Below are 13,589 nucleotides of genomic sequence, written 5' to 3'. Positions count from 1 at the left end.
AGGGAATGGGTCATTCAGTGCAGAACATGACTGCAGACAGGAGGGTTTTAAATGATTGAAATCGAAAAGCCAAGAATTGAGACGGCCGATATCAAATCGGACGGCACATACGGAAGATTTGTTCTTGAGCCGCTTGAGCGTGGCTATGGTACCACACTGGGCAACAGCTTAAGACGCGTACTGCTCTCCTCGCTTCCCGGCGTTGCGGTAAAATCCATCAAAATTGATGGAGTGCAACACGAATTCTCGACCATTCCGGGCGTGAAAGAGGACGTAACGGAAATCGTTTTGAATATCAAAAGCCTGACCGCAAAAATCTACGGCGATGCACCGAAAACGGTTTACATCGAAGCAGAGGGCGAAGGCGAGGTTACTGCCGGCGATATCAAAGCAGATTCCGAGGTCGAGATCTTGAATCCGGGCATGCACATTGCAACACTCGGCGAAGGCGCAAAACTCCACATGGAGATTGTCATCGACAGAGGCCGCGGCTATGTTCCGGCTGAGCGCAACAAGGCTGAGATGATCGCAAGCATCGGCGCGATTCCGGTCGACAGCATCTACACACCGGTTTTAAAGGTAAACTATACGGTAGAAAACACACGTGTTGGTCAGATTACAGACTATGATAAACTGACGCTCGAGGTATGGACCGACGGAACAATTTCCGCAAAAGAGGCTGTATCTTTGGCTGCCAAGGTTCTGAATGAGCATCTCAATTTGTTTGTCGATCTTTCCGAACAGGCAGCAAATGTTGAGATAATGGTTGAAAAGGGCGAAAACCCACAGGAAAAAGTTCTCGAGATGACTATTGAGGAGCTTGACTTGTCTGTACGTTCCTTCAACTGTCTGAAACGTGCGGGCATCAACACGGTGGAAGACCTGATCAGCAAGTCTGAGGAAGAAATGATGAAAGTCAGAAACCTCGGCAAAAAGTCTTTGGAAGAGGTCATCGCAAAACTCCGTTCACTCGGATTTGACCTCACTTCCGACGATGAATAAGCGGGCAGACCGGCTTTCTCCGGCGCTTTGATGACACACCATTACATCAAAGCCCCCGCCGATTCGGCAAAACAATGCTTAAACCAGTAAGGAGTGAATTTCAATGGCAGGAAGCAGAAAACTGGGCAGAACCTCTGATCACAGAAGAGCAATGCTCCGCGCTATGGTCACCTATCTCCTGGAAACAGGCAAGATCGAGACCACAGTGACCCGAGCAAAAGAGGTTCGCGCAATGGCTGAGAAAATGATTACGCTCGGCAAAAACAACAATCTCCACTCCAAACGCCAGGCATTCGCCTATATCACAAAAGAAGAAGTTGTGAAAAAATTGTTCGACGAAATCGCACCGAAATACGCAGACGTAAACGGTGGATATTGCCGGATAATCAAAATAGGTCCGCGCCGCGGCGATGCAGCAGAAATGGCTGTAATCGAGTTGGTATAATATCAGATTGCGAAAAAGCACCCGAGCAGGGTGCTTTTTCTGATTGGAGGAAAATCATATGAATATGAGCGAAAAACAGCAGAAGTATGCTGAACTTTTGGTAAAGCTCGGCGTGAATGTGCAGAAAGATCAGGAACTGGTCATCCGGTGTGCAGCTGATGTGGCGCCGTTTGCACGTCTTGTTGCAAAAGCGGCATATGACTGCGGCGCACGCGAGGTCATCGTCCATTTCCGCGACGATCAATTAAGCCGCCTGCGCTACGAATATGCACCCATGGAAGTGTTCGAGAAGATTCCTGCTTGGGAAGCGGAGAGCATGAACTACTATGCCGCACGCGGCGCCGCATTTTTGAGCATCGTTTCCGAGGACCCGGAAGCATTGAAAGGCGTTGATTCCAAAAAGATGATGGCGCGTACCATTGCGGCACACGAAGCATTCCGCGGCTACTATGACCGCATGGACAAAAATGAACTGCAATGGTGTGTGGCAGCAGTACCGTCTGTCGAGTGGGCAGTGCGTGTGTTCCCGGATAAATCGGCGGACGAGGCTGTCGAGGCGCTGTGGGAGGCAATTTTTGCGGCAACACGCGTCGAGGAAAACGGCGAGGAATTGTGGCAGAAACACGGCGAACTGCTCGCAAAACGTTGCGCACTGCTCAACGAAAAGCAGTTTGTATCGCTTCGCTACCAGAACAGCCTGGGCACCGATTTCACGGTGGGACTCGTAGAAAATCATGTGTGGGCAGGCGGCAGTGATAAAACGGTACAGGGTGTACCGTTCTTTGCAAATATGCCGACCGAGGAAGTGTTCACGATGCCGCACTGCGAAAAGGCAGAGGGCGTGCTCAAAAGTGCACTGCCGCTTTCGCATCAGGGCAGCATGATCAAAAACTTCACGCTTCACTTCCATGAGGGCAAGGTTGTCGACTGTCATGCCGAAGAGGGCGAAGAAACACTGCGCATGATCCTCGACACCGATGAGGGCTCGAAACGGCTCGGCGAGGTTGCACTCGTGCCGTATGATTCGTCGATTTCGAACACGGGCATTCTCTTTTTGGAAACGCTGTTCGACGAAAACGCGTCGTGCCACTTTGCGCTCGGCCAGTGCTATCCGAACAATATGAAAGGCGGCGAGTTCATGGAAAAAGAAGAACTTCGCAGCCGCGGCGGCAACAATGCGAAAAACCACGTCGACTTCATGGTGGGTACTGCGGACTTGACGATCACCGGTATCGACAAGGACGGCAATGAGACACTGATCTTCGAAAACGGAAACTGGGCGTTATAATATCGTTTGATATTACAGTTTGTATTGTGAAAAGAGGCGAACGTATGCCAATCGAAGAAAAAATTCTGATCGGTGCGCTTGTGGTGCTTTTGCTTGCACTCGTCTGGGCGGCTGTGGTGCTTGTCCGGTTTTACCGTACACAGCACTTTACCTGCCCGGAGTGCGGCACTTCGTTTCGGCCGATGCTACTAAAAATGATTGTTTCCACGAATGCGGTTGAGGGCAAAGTACTGCGCTGTCCGCATTGCCACAAATTTGTCTATGTTGAGCCGGTGAAAAATGAATCGCCGGACAAATCAGAATAAACGAAACCCCCGCCTGACCGGAACTCCGGTCAGACGGGGGTTCTTTTTGCTGTAAGAATGAAAGTTTATTCTCCGTCGTAATATGGGACATCGGCGGATTGCGGGTAGACTTTGTTAATTCCCATGCCCCAAACGCCGATTTTGTCGGAATCAGGGTAGACTGCAATATCGATATCATGAACCACATCGAAATCGATATAAACGAGTTTCTCTGTTTTAGAGCAGTTGGTCAGCTTGTGGGCGCCTTCCGGGCCGGTCGGAAAGAACAGGAAATCACCCGCTGTAACGTTTCGCTCACCGGTGGGTGTTTTTAAAATCCCTTCTCCGCTGATGATATAAAAGGTTTCCTCGTTTTTATGATGGTAGTGATACGGATAGGGCGATTTCATCGGCGGGACTTCATAAACACTGACAAGCGTATGTTTGGCATCACCAAAGGGCACAAATTTGCGCCGATCGTATTCATAGTCTTCGTGCTCGCATTTATGGCTGGCTTCCAACACTTTGATGTTGGCATGCTTGATTTCGCTCATATGTTTTTTCTCCCTCCGTGCAAAAGATTCAGCTGATCGACCGCTTCTTATAAAGCAGAAGCTGTGGGTCAGCGCCGCCGCATCCGTACTCACTCACGAGCAAAAACGTTTCGTCGCAAACCACGCCGTAACACCGCTCACTGTCGGGACGCTCGATCTGATTTCCAAAGTAGACGCGGTTCTCCGTAAGAAACGGTACCGCTGTCTGATTCGGGAGCGGATAGGAGAGATTCACATACCCGCCACTGGGCAGATGGAGCGTATCCACGTGCAGATGCGGGAGCCCGAGTGTGTTGATTTCATCGATGAGCTGTTGCTTTAAGCACGATAACTCCGCCATCCCGCCGCGTGCGACACATTCAGCGGCAATGCACGTCCCGCCGAACGGATGTCCGTTCGTTTTGATACAGCCGCCGCATTCTGCTTGTTTCACACACTGCGTGCAGCAGTCCGTTTGGCAGAGCGTTTGCATCGCGTATTCCTCCTATGCGTTTTCGGAAATTGCTTTCTTGTAGTCCTCATAATACGAAACAGAGTCGGGATGACCGGCGCAGGCGATCGTACCCGGCTTGTTCATGATGCCGATGTACTCATATACGAGAATTTCGCCTACATAATCGCAGATTGCGTCAATCTGGCGCGTCAGGCGGTCGATGTTCGCCGGAATCAGTGCCGATTGATAGACTGCGCCTTCGAATGCAAACAGCTCAACATCCGCCCAGAGTGCGGCGCGTCCTGCCTTGTCGTGTGCCTTGCGCAGTGCGGCATAAAAGGCACCGGTCTGTTCGGGTGTCGTTTTCTGCACACCGACCTCATCCTGATACGCGATGATATCTACATCGAGCGAAGCAAGCTGCTCGACATAGTGTTCGTCTGCGTGAAGCCGGCAGATGCCGTACGGCGCAATCATCGTCTTGAGTGCAGGCGAAAGTGTGCGCGCAAATGCACTGTAGCGGTTTACATAGTCGATGAATTCGTCCGAAAAATACGGGTCAATGCACGTTTCGTCCGGATAATACCAGCCGTAAAACGACGGATGCGCACCGTATCGCTGATAGAGCGTACGCATAGCATCAAATGCCCGTTTTGTTACAGCTTCGCTCGTCATGTTTTCTTCTGTATGCGTCCAGATGCCGTAAAATCCGACGGACATGAACACACGCATGTCTAACCGATCCGCTTCGTCAAGCATCACACCGATCGGATCACTGCATACAAAGTCCGACGGAAACGGGAACGGCCCGTCTTCAAAATATGATTCGGAAAAATCATCGTCTTTTAAGGAAGTGAACGTAAGGACAAGATAGCGCATGCCAAGCTCTGCCATTTCGCGGAGCTTTGTGCGCCACTGTTCCTCTGTCCACCGGCGGCAGACCGGGTTTAAGTATTTGCCTTCTAAACGGTTGTGGTGGCAGAATTCAAACCAGGAGCCGGTGATTTGTTTTCTCATCATAATCCCCTTCTTTTTCATCGCATTTTACAGCGAAGCCGCCAGCTTATCGAGCGTCTTGTCGTTTTCGACGTTTGCATAAGCGACACCAGTGAGCGTTTTGCGCACCAAGCCGGTGAGCACTTTGTTCGGGCCGCATTCGATAAAGCGGGTGGCACCCGCTGCTTGGATTGTGTTTAATTCTTTGACAAACTGCACCGGAGAAACAAGATGTGCTGCCAGGTAGGACGGCATATCGGACGTGTCAGTCAGCAGTTCGCCGGTGAGGTTTGAATAAAAGTCGATCTTCGGTGCAGAGAACGGAATCGATGCGATGGCAGCTTTGAAGTCGTCGGCTGCCGGCTGCATAAATTTTGAATGGAACGCTGCGCTGACAGCGAGTTTTGCGGTGCGTTTGCCCATTGCGGTGAATGTTTCGATTGCACGGTCAACCGCGTCTGCTTCACCGGCGATGACAGTCTGTGCCGGGGAGTTGTAGTTGACCGGAATGACAAAGCCTTCGGTCTGTTCACAGACAGCAGTGATTTCCTCAGCAGTAAGGCCGAGTACGGCGCACATTGCACCGTTTTGATGTTTTGCACATTCGCCCATGGCGCGTGCACGTTCGCGGATGACACGGAATGCGTCCTCAAGTGTGAGCATGCCGGCCGCTGTCATTGCGGCATATTCGCCGAGCGAGTGGCCGGCGACCATGTCCGGAGAGATGCCAAGCGATTTGACCGCTTCAAGTGCGGCAAGTGAAGTCGCCATGATTGCAGGCTGGGAGATCTCGGTTTTTGCGAGCTCTTCAGCAGAATATTCGGTGCAGGCTTTTAATAAGTCAAAGCTCAAAATCTCGCTTCCAACGTTAAAAATTTCGTTTGCAGCAGGAAAACGGGCAGCGAGCTCCGCGCCCATGCCCGGATACTGGGAACCCTGTCCTGCAAATAAAAAACAAGTCTTTTCCATAAGAAAAACGTCTCCTTCATAAAAAATTTAATCATAATACAACACAAACGAATGAGAATGTCAAATTTTATCTGGATTCACATTGACAAAGGCTGCAAAAACCTTTAAAATTATAAAGATAACATTGACACAAAAACGGCAATTTTGCTTGTCTTTAAAAAAGTATACCACAGCCAAAAAGCGGATTGCAACCGGTGTCAATTGATTTTCAAAAAGAATCTTGAAGGAGGAGAACAGTGTGGGCATTCGAATCATTGGAACGGGATATGATGTGCCGGAAACGATTGTAACAAACGAGGATTTTGCCAAGATTGTCGATACAAATGACGAGTGGATTACAACGCGCACCGGTATTAAAACCCGCCACATTGCAACCGGTCAGACACTCGGCTATCAGATAGGAGCGCGTGCGGCGCAGATGGCGCTTAATGATGCCGGCATTTCGATCGACGAGATTGACCTGGTGATTGGAACCACCTGCACCCCGGATTATTTAACGCCGTCGCTTGCCTGCATGGTTGCAAACGAGCTGGGCGCAAAAAAACCGGCATGTGTTGAAATTAACAGCGCGTGCGCCGGCTTTGTGTATGCACTCGATATGGCAAAACGGTATTTAAGCGACGACGATTACCGCAATGTTTTGATTGTGTCAAGCGAGCTTCTTTCCAAAATGACCGACTATGAGGATCGCTCGACATGTGTGCTGTTCGGCGACGGCGCAGGTGCTTGCGTTGTGACAAAATCGGACGACCCGTTTGTGAGTGAATTAGGCTCCGATCCGTCCGGCAACAAATTTTTGTTTGCCCGCGGCGTTGAACCGGGCAACCCGTTTTCGAAAGAGCCGTTTAACCCGGAATCGGACGGATTTGCAAAAGCCGCACCGCACAAGCTTCACCAGGACGGCCGCGAGGTTTATAAATTTGCAACGCGTGCAATGCCGTCAGCGGTGAAAGCGGCGTGCGAGAAAGCAAACATTGATCCGGACGAACTGGACTGGGTCTTTTCCCATCAGGCAAACGCCCGTATTTTGGAAACGGCGGCGAAAAACTTAAAAGTGCCGCTCTCGAAATTTTATATGAATATCGCGGACTACGGCAATATGTCGAGCGCGTGCATCCCGGTTTGTATGGCACTTGCACAGCGTGAAGGCAAGCTTGTCCGCGGACAAAAGCTGTGCACTGTCGGCTTCGGCGGCGGTCTTGTGTACGCAGCAGCAGTATTTGAATGGTAAAAGGCGTACAGATAAACAAAGAACAGGAGAGATTCAAGATGAGAAAAACAGCGCTTATTACAGGTGCATCGCAGGGCATCGGTGCCTGCATCGCAAAACGGCTTGCAGCAGACGGATTTAACATTGCAGTCAACTGCCGTTCGCAGGCAGAAGTAGAAAACGGCGGCCTCGAGGTCAAAGCAGCGTGTGAGGCGCTGGGTGTTGAGGCTGAGTGCTTCATTGCAAGCGTTTCGGACTTTGCTGCATGCGAAGAGATGGTCAAAGCAGTGAAAGCTCGGTTTGGCTCGGTTGACGTTCTTGTCAACAACGCAGGCATCACAAAAGACGGTCTGATTGCCCGCATGAGCGAGGAGCAGTTTGACATCGTTGCAAGCGTCAACTACAAAGGCGTGTTCAACATGATCCGCCACGTCACACCGGTCATGATGAAACAGAGAAGCGGCCGCATCGTCAACGTCACAAGCGTTGCAGGTCTTTACGGCAATGCAGGCCAGATGAATTACAGTGCGTCGAAAGCAGGCGTTGTCGGCATGACGCTGACCGCCGCAAAAGAGCTGGGTCCGAGAAATATTACAGTAAACGCCGTTGCACCGGGCTTTATCCAGACCCCGATGACCGACGTGCTCGACGAAGAATACAAAAAAGCAATCAAAGAGCAGATTCCGCTGCGCCGTTTCGGTCAGCCGGAGGAAATCGCAGGTGCCGTATCGTTCTTGGTGTCTGAGGATGCGTCCTATATCACCGGACAGGTTATCGTGATCGACGGCGGTATGCCGATGTAAGAAAACAGCAGTTTGGCTGGAGGTTTGAATGCAATGAGAAGAGTAGTCATTACAGGAATGGGCACAGTCAGTGCAACCGGTTTGACTGTGGAAGAGTTTTGGGCAAATATCAAAGCCGGAAAAAGCGGCATCTCGTTAATCGAGGGATTTGATACATCGAACTATGATGTCAAAGTGGCGGCAGAGGCAAAAAACTTTGATCCGCTCAACTATTTTGATAAACGTGAACTGCGCCGTACCGACCGGTTCAATCAGTTTGCGCTTGTGGCTGCGGATGAGGCAGTCAAAGACTGCGGCACCGATTTTAAAGATCTTGATCCGTTCCGTGTCGGCTGCATCGTCGGCAGCGGCATCGGCGGCTTCCATTCGATCGAAACGGAATACCGCAAATTCATGGAAAAAGGCGGCAGCCGTGTGTCGGTGTTCTTTGTGCCGATGATGATTATCAACATGGCAGCCGGCAGCATCTCGATGAAATACGGCTTTAAAGGCATCAACTATGCGCCGGTCACCGCATGTGCAACTTCTTCGCACGCAGTGGGCGAGGCATTCCGCGCAATCCGCAACGGATATTTGGACGCTTGCGTCACCGGCGGCTCGGAAGCAGCAATCATCGAATTTGCTGTTGCAGGATTCGACAACATGAAAGCACTCAGCCATGCGTCTGATCCGGCGCGTGCATCGATTCCGTTCGATAAAGAGCGTGACGGCTTCGTTATGGGCGAGGGCGGCGCGATCCTAGTGCTTGAGGAGCTCGAGCATGCAAAGGCAAGAGGTGCGAGAATCTATGCGGAAGTCGTTGGCTACGGTGCAACAGGCGACGCATATCATATGACAAGCCCGGATCCGGAAGGTGCAGGCGCTGCAAAAGCAATGCAGCTTGCATGTGAGGAAGCAGGCGTTTCGACCGACTGTGTCGACTATATCAACGCACACGGCACCTCGACCGGATTAAACGATAAATACGAAACAAAAGCAATCAAAGCAGCATTCGGCGACCATGCAAAAGAGCTGGCAGTCAGCTCCACGAAGTCGATGACCGGTCACCTCCTGGGTGCGGCAGGCGCAATCGAAGCGATTGTCTGTGCAAAAGCGCTCGAGGAAGGTGTCATTCCGGCAACAATCGGCTACAAAACGCCGGATGAGGAATGCGACCTTGACTATGTGACCGAGGGAACCCGCGAAAAAGAGATTCACTATGCGATCTCGAACTCACTCGGCTTCGGCGGCCACAATGCAAGCTTGCTGTTTAAAAAATACGAAGATTAAAAGGAGCGGCACTATGGCAGAGCTTAAACTGAATGTAGAGGAAATCAAAGCGCTCATGGCAGAAGCATCCCGCCTGGGACTTCAGAAAGTAAGCATCCAGCAGGACGGCTTTTCGTTGAAAATCGAGGGCAAACAGCCGGTTGTCGTTGCCGCTTCCGAGCAGGCAGCGCCGGTGGTGCTCTCTGCTGCACCGACAGCAGCACCGGTACAGCCGGCAGCCAACACTGAGGAAGAAGTGTCCGGCACACCGGTTCTCTCGCCGATCGTCGGTACGTTTTATTCGAAACCGGCGCCGGACAAAGAGCCGTTTGTCAAAGTGGGCGATACGGTCAAAAAAGGCGACGTGCTGTTTATCATCGAGTCGATGAAACTCATGAACGAGGTCAACAGCGAGGTTGACGGCGTTGTCACAAAAATTCTGGTGGAGGACGGCCAGGGCGTCGAATTCCATCAGCCGATTCTGATTGTGGAATAAGGAGGAATGTGCGATGGCATTGTTGAATCAGGAACAGATCAAAGAGATTATTCCGCACCGCGATCCGTTTTTGCTCATCGACGAGGTCGTTGAGATGGAGCCGGGCGTTCGTGTTGTGGCGAAAAAATATTTAAAACCGGACGAGTTCTGGTTTAAAGGTCATTTCCCGCAGGAGCCGGTACAGCCGGGTGTGCTGACGGTTGAAATGCTTGCACAGGCAGGCGCTGTGTGCGCACTTTCCCTGCCGGAGAACAAAGGCAAAATCGCTTATTTTGCAGGCATCGACAAAGCAAAATTCCGCAAAAAAGTGGTTCCGGGCGATACGCTCACACTCGAAGTGGAGATCATCAAAACACGCGGCAGCATCGGTGTCGGCAAAGCAACCGCTTCGGTTGACGGAAAACGCGCAGTCACCTGTGAAATCACGTTTGCCATCGGCGCGTGATGCGGGGGAGCTGCCATGTTTGATAAAATTCTGATTGCGAACCGCGGCGAGATTGCGGTTCGGATTATTCGTGCATGCCGTGAGCTCGGTGTACGCACGGTGGCAGTGTTTTCAGAGGCTGACCGCGGTGCACTGCACGCGCAGATTGCCGATGAGGCGATCTGCATCGGTCCCGCTGCCACAAAGGACAGCTACTTAAACGTCAAAGCGATTCTGGCGGCATGTGAATTAACTGGTGCGAATGCCGTTCATCCGGGATTCGGCTTTTTGTCGGAAAACTCGGCGTTTGCAAGAAACTGTGAGCGCTGCGGCGTCGCATTCATCGGTCCGAGTGCGGAATCGATGGATATGATGGGTGACAAGGCAACCGCAAAACAGACGATGAAAAATGCAGGCGTTCCGGTTGTCCCGGGCTCCGACGGTATTGTCAAAACCGTTGAGGAAGCGAAAAAAATCGCCGCAGAAATCGGCTATCCGGTGATGATCAAAGCATCGGCAGGCGGCGGCGGACGCGGTATCCGGCTTGTAAACCGTGAGGAAGAGCTTGAGCCGTCGATGATTCAGGCACAGCAGGAAGCACTGTCGTTTTTTGCAAACGATGAGGTATATATCGAAAAATTTATTGTCAATCCGCGCCATGTCGAGATTCAGATCTTGGCCGACGGATACGGCAATGTGGTGCATTTGGGCGAGCGTGACTGCTCGATGCAGAGAAGAAACCAGAAGGTGCTTGAGGAATCGCCGTGTCCGATCATGACGCCGGAACTTCGCGCAAAAATGGGTGAAGCAGCGGTCAAAGCGGCAAAAGCATGCGGCTATAAAAACGCCGGTACGATCGAATTTTTGCTTGCGGAGGACGGCAACTTCTATTTCATGGAGATGAACACCCGTATTCAGGTCGAGCATCCGATTACCGAGCAGGTGACCGGCATTGATCTGGTGCGTCAGCAGATTCTGATTGCATCGGGCGAGCCGCTTTCGTTTACACAGGATGATGTGCATCTGACCGGCCATTCGATCGAATGCCGCATCAATGCGGAGAATCCGGATTTCGGATTCCGTCCGTCTCCGGGCAAGATCACCGCGCTTCATATGCCGGGCGGCCCGGGCGTGCGCATCGACAGCGCTGTGTATCAGGGCTTTACGATTTCGCCGTATTATGATAGTATGATTGCAAAGCTGATTGTGTATGCGCCGAACCGCGAAGAGGCGATCAGCAAAATGAAATGGGCGCTTGCCGAATTTTTGGTTGAGGGCGTCGATACGAACATTGATTTTCAGCTTGATTTGCTGCGTGATCCGAACTTTGCTTCGGCAAACTACGACATCGGCTATCTGGGCAGAAAATTAAAAGCAAAAGCAGACAAACAATAACACGCACACCCGTGCGGATTGACAGGAGGCGACCGGGTTGCTTGAAGATTTATTCAAGGTAGTAAAATTTCGTGCGGAAAACGATGCCCGTGCGGAAAAGAAAAACAAGGTGAATATTCCGCGCGATTTGCTGTTTCAGTGTCCGCGCTGCGGCAGCGCAATGTTTATGGACGATTTTGTCGGTGCGGCAAAGGTGTGTTCAAACTGCGGCTATCATTCGCGTTTGACTGCGAAAGAGCGGCTTGACATGACGATCGACAAAGGGACGTTTGTCGAGTACGACGCGAACATGACGAGCAAAAACCCGATTGATTTTGACGGGTACGAGAAAAAAATCGCACAGCTTCAGGAAAAAACAGGACTGCGCGATGCAATTCTGACCGGCGAGTGCAACATCCGCAACAAGCACTGCGTCATTGCCGTGATGGACTCGCACTTCATGATGGCATCAATGGGCAGTGTCGTCGGTGAAAAGCTGGCGCGTGCGTTTGAGCGTGCCACCGAAAAACGGCTTCCGGTCGTGGTGTTCTCGGCATCGGGCGGTGCGAGAATGCAGGAGGGTATTGTGTCGCTCATGCAGATGGCAAAAACGTCGGCGGCTGTTGCACGTCACAGCGATGCAGGTCTTTTGTATATCACGGTGCTCACCGATCCGACCACCGGCGGCGTGACCGCTTCGTTTGCGTCGCTAGGCGATATCATCATCGCTGAACCGAAAGTATTGATTGGCTTTGCGGGCCGTCGTGTCATCGAGGATACGATTCGTCAGCGTCTGCCTGATGACTTCCAGTCGGCAGAATTTCTGCTGGAGCACGGCTTTGTCGATATGATCGTTGAGCGCAAGAACATCCGCCGTACCTTATCGCGGCTGATTCGGCTGCATACAAAGGAGGCCAACCGATGAGTACACTTTCTGCTTCGGAACGGATTGAGATCATCCGTCACAAGGATCGTCCGACAATTTATGATTATATCCCGATGCTGTTTGATGAGTTCTGCGAGATGCACGGCGACCGTTTGTACGGCGACGATCACGCAATCATCGGCGGTATTGCGAATTTCCGCGGCATTCCGATCACCGTGATTGCACAGGTCAAAGGCCGCAACTTGGAGGAAAATAAACGCGCAAACTTTGCGATGCCGCATCCGGAAGGATATCGAAAAGCGCTTCGTCTTGCAAAACAGGCTGAGAAATTCAAACGTCCGGTCGTCTGCTTTATCGACACACCGGGTGCATTCTGCGGCGTGGCGGCAGAAGAGCGCGGTCAGGGCGAGGCGATTGCCCGCAATCTGCTCGAGTTTTCGCGTTTAAAAACACCGATCATTTCGATTGTGCTGGGCGAAGGCGGTTCGGGCGGTGCGCTGGCGCTCGGCGTGTGCGACGAACTTGCAATGCTCGAAAATGCCGTGTATTCGGTCATTTCGCCGCGTGGATTTGCAAGTATTCTCTGGAAAGATGCTTCCCGCGAAAAAGAGGCGGCAGATCGTCTGCGGATTACGGCACAGGATCTTTTAGAACTTGGTGTAAGCGAGGCGACGATTGAGGAGCCTGCCGGCGGTGCGCATAACAATCCGCAGCAGACGGCAGAGAACATTTCCGAATATCTTTACCGCACATTGCAAAAAATTATGCAAAAAGATGTTGCAATCCTGCTCGACAGCCGATATAATAAATTTAGAAAAATCGGGGAATTCGAAGAGGCTTGATTTTTCCAATTTCTTGTATGTTACGCGTCGATCGTTTGATCTGTGCGTGATATAAACACTATCAAAAAATAAAGGAGGTTACGTTTCATGGTTTTTGAGAAAATCAAAGAGATTCTGGTTGACCAACTTGATGTAGAAGAAGAGAAAGTTACAATGGAAGCGTCGATCACAGAAGATCTGGGTGCAGATTCTCTGGACGTTGCGGATATCGTTATGTCGATCGAAGAAGAATTCGATGTTGAGGTTCCGGACGATCAGCTTCAGAACATCAAACTCGTCGGTGATATCGTCAAATACATCGAAGAGAACGCTGAATAAGAGCACAAAGAAACGCC

Annotated in this window: 17 protein-coding genes; 13 read left to right on the top strand and 4 right to left on the bottom strand. The window is 51.3% G+C overall.

What is annotated here, in order from left to right:
* Positions 1-51: 51 nt before the first annotated feature.
* The 4 genes from H6A12_RS08075 (at position 52) to H6A12_RS08060 (ending at position 3,040) form a co-directional block, all read left to right on the top strand.
* Complete coding sequence (locus H6A12_RS08075; RefSeq protein ID WP_204446691.1) at positions 52-1,002, top strand: DNA-directed RNA polymerase subunit alpha; 951 nt, start codon at positions 52-54, stop codon at positions 1,000-1,002.
* 103 nt (positions 1,003-1,105) lie between these two features.
* Entirely contained in the window at positions 1,106-1,447 is a 342-nt protein-coding gene (gene rplQ / locus H6A12_RS08070; protein ID WP_204446689.1) for a 50S ribosomal protein L17, read from the top strand.
* Between the two features lie 58 nt (positions 1,448-1,505).
* Positions 1,506-2,735, top strand: coding sequence for an aminopeptidase (locus H6A12_RS08065; protein ID WP_204446688.1), 1,230 nt, complete (start codon positions 1,506-1,508; stop codon positions 2,733-2,735).
* A gap of 44 nt (positions 2,736-2,779) precedes the next feature.
* A complete protein-coding gene (locus tag H6A12_RS08060) occupies positions 2,780-3,040 on the top strand; it encodes a hypothetical protein (protein WP_204446687.1) in 261 nt (86 codons plus the stop codon).
* Between the two features lie 65 nt (positions 3,041-3,105).
* Here the strand turns inward: H6A12_RS08060 and H6A12_RS08055 are convergent, their stop codons facing one another.
* Genes H6A12_RS08055 through fabD form a run of 4 tightly spaced genes read right to left on the bottom strand, consistent with a single transcriptional unit; the run spans position 3,106 to position 5,971 of the window.
* Positions 3,106-3,573, bottom strand: coding sequence for a cupin domain-containing protein (locus tag H6A12_RS08055; RefSeq protein ID WP_204446686.1), 468 nt, complete (start codon positions 3,571-3,573; stop codon positions 3,106-3,108).
* Positions 3,574-3,601: 28 nt separating this feature from the next.
* Positions 3,602-4,045: a DUF3795 domain-containing protein gene (locus H6A12_RS08050; protein WP_204446685.1), complete on the bottom strand. Its 444-nt coding sequence runs from the start codon at positions 4,043-4,045 to the stop codon at positions 3,602-3,604.
* A 12-nt stretch (positions 4,046-4,057) separates the two neighbouring features.
* Positions 4,058-5,026, bottom strand: coding sequence for a DUF4434 domain-containing protein (locus H6A12_RS08045; protein ID WP_204446684.1), 969 nt, complete (start codon positions 5,024-5,026; stop codon positions 4,058-4,060).
* Positions 5,027-5,050: 24 nt separating this feature from the next.
* Complete coding sequence (gene fabD / locus H6A12_RS08040; protein WP_204446682.1) at positions 5,051-5,971, bottom strand: ACP S-malonyltransferase; 921 nt, start codon at positions 5,969-5,971, stop codon at positions 5,051-5,053.
* A gap of 238 nt (positions 5,972-6,209) precedes the next feature.
* Here fabD and H6A12_RS08035 point away from each other — a divergent pair, with 238 nt between their 5' ends.
* The 9 genes from H6A12_RS08035 to H6A12_RS07995 all read left to right on the top strand — a co-directional run bounded on the left by H6A12_RS08035 (position 6,210) and on the right by H6A12_RS07995 (position 13,572).
* Positions 6,210-7,202 carry a beta-ketoacyl-ACP synthase III gene (locus H6A12_RS08035; protein ID WP_345941233.1) on the top strand — a complete coding sequence of 331 codons (993 nt, stop codon included), beginning with the start codon at positions 6,210-6,212 and terminating at the stop codon, positions 7,200-7,202.
* Between the two features lie 38 nt (positions 7,203-7,240).
* Positions 7,241-7,984 (top strand): 3-oxoacyl-[acyl-carrier-protein] reductase, encoded by a 744-nt coding sequence (fabG, locus tag H6A12_RS08030; RefSeq protein WP_204446680.1) that lies wholly within the window; start codon positions 7,241-7,243, stop codon positions 7,982-7,984.
* A gap of 33 nt (positions 7,985-8,017) precedes the next feature.
* Entirely contained in the window at positions 8,018-9,253 is a 1,236-nt protein-coding gene (gene fabF, locus H6A12_RS08025) for a beta-ketoacyl-ACP synthase II (protein WP_204446679.1), read from the top strand.
* A gap of 13 nt (positions 9,254-9,266) precedes the next feature.
* Positions 9,267-9,728 carry an acetyl-CoA carboxylase biotin carboxyl carrier protein gene (accB, locus tag H6A12_RS08020; RefSeq protein ID WP_204446678.1) on the top strand — a complete coding sequence of 154 codons (462 nt, stop codon included), beginning with the start codon at positions 9,267-9,269 and terminating at the stop codon, positions 9,726-9,728.
* A 13-nt stretch (positions 9,729-9,741) separates the two neighbouring features.
* On the top strand, positions 9,742-10,173 hold the full coding sequence (gene fabZ / locus H6A12_RS08015; RefSeq protein WP_204446677.1) for a 3-hydroxyacyl-ACP dehydratase FabZ: 432 nt from the start codon (positions 9,742-9,744) through the stop codon (positions 10,171-10,173).
* 15 nt (positions 10,174-10,188) lie between these two features.
* The gene (accC, locus tag H6A12_RS08010; RefSeq protein ID WP_204446676.1) at positions 10,189-11,547 is read left to right on the top strand and encodes an acetyl-CoA carboxylase biotin carboxylase subunit; all 1,359 of its coding nucleotides are present in this window, start codon (positions 10,189-10,191) and stop codon (positions 11,545-11,547) included.
* 37 nt (positions 11,548-11,584) lie between these two features.
* Positions 11,585-12,451: an acetyl-CoA carboxylase, carboxyltransferase subunit beta gene (gene accD, locus H6A12_RS08005; protein WP_204446674.1), complete on the top strand. Its 867-nt coding sequence runs from the start codon at positions 11,585-11,587 to the stop codon at positions 12,449-12,451.
* The gene (locus H6A12_RS08000; protein WP_204446672.1) at positions 12,448-13,254 is read left to right on the top strand and encodes an acetyl-CoA carboxylase carboxyltransferase subunit alpha; all 807 of its coding nucleotides are present in this window, start codon (positions 12,448-12,450) and stop codon (positions 13,252-13,254) included. Before accD ends, H6A12_RS08000 begins: the two co-directional genes overlap by 4 nt.
* A gap of 87 nt (positions 13,255-13,341) precedes the next feature.
* Complete coding sequence (locus tag H6A12_RS07995; protein WP_204446669.1) at positions 13,342-13,572, top strand: acyl carrier protein; 231 nt, start codon at positions 13,342-13,344, stop codon at positions 13,570-13,572.
* The last annotated feature ends 17 nt before the right edge of the window (positions 13,573-13,589 follow it).

It is taken from the genome of Merdimmobilis hominis (assembly GCF_016901855.1).
Taxonomy (GTDB): domain Bacteria; phylum Bacillota; class Clostridia; order Oscillospirales; family Ruminococcaceae; genus Paludihabitans.
The sequence above is the reverse complement of the archived record's forward strand: the minus strand, read 5'-3'. Positions and strand labels throughout refer to the sequence as shown.

Coding starts and splice junctions, on each gene's coding strand:
- H6A12_RS08000 (WP_204446672.1), top strand. CDS start 12,448: ATGAGTACACTTTCTGCTTCGGAACGGATTGAGATCATCCGTCACAAG.
- H6A12_RS08075 (WP_204446691.1), top strand. CDS start 52: ATGATTGAAATCGAAAAGCCAAGAATTGAGACGGCCGATATCAAATCG.
- fabZ (WP_204446677.1), top strand. CDS start 9,742: ATGGCATTGTTGAATCAGGAACAGATCAAAGAGATTATTCCGCACCGC.
- fabF (WP_204446679.1), top strand. CDS start 8,018: ATGAGAAGAGTAGTCATTACAGGAATGGGCACAGTCAGTGCAACCGGT.
- fabG (WP_204446680.1), top strand. CDS start 7,241: ATGAGAAAAACAGCGCTTATTACAGGTGCATCGCAGGGCATCGGTGCC.
- H6A12_RS07995 (WP_204446669.1), top strand. CDS start 13,342: ATGGTTTTTGAGAAAATCAAAGAGATTCTGGTTGACCAACTTGATGTA.
- fabD (WP_204446682.1), bottom strand. CDS start 5,971: ATGGAAAAGACTTGTTTTTTATTTGCAGGACAGGGTTCCCAGTATCCG.
- accB (WP_204446678.1), top strand. CDS start 9,267: ATGGCAGAGCTTAAACTGAATGTAGAGGAAATCAAAGCGCTCATGGCA.
- H6A12_RS08055 (WP_204446686.1), bottom strand. CDS start 3,573: ATGAGCGAAATCAAGCATGCCAACATCAAAGTGTTGGAAGCCAGCCAT.
- H6A12_RS08060 (WP_204446687.1), top strand. CDS start 2,780: ATGCCAATCGAAGAAAAAATTCTGATCGGTGCGCTTGTGGTGCTTTTG.
- accC (WP_204446676.1), top strand. CDS start 10,189: ATGTTTGATAAAATTCTGATTGCGAACCGCGGCGAGATTGCGGTTCGG.
- rplQ (WP_204446689.1), top strand. CDS start 1,106: ATGGCAGGAAGCAGAAAACTGGGCAGAACCTCTGATCACAGAAGAGCA.
- H6A12_RS08045 (WP_204446684.1), bottom strand. CDS start 5,026: ATGATGAGAAAACAAATCACCGGCTCCTGGTTTGAATTCTGCCACCAC.
- H6A12_RS08050 (WP_204446685.1), bottom strand. CDS start 4,045: ATGCAAACGCTCTGCCAAACGGACTGCTGCACGCAGTGTGTGAAACAA.
- H6A12_RS08065 (WP_204446688.1), top strand. CDS start 1,506: ATGAATATGAGCGAAAAACAGCAGAAGTATGCTGAACTTTTGGTAAAG.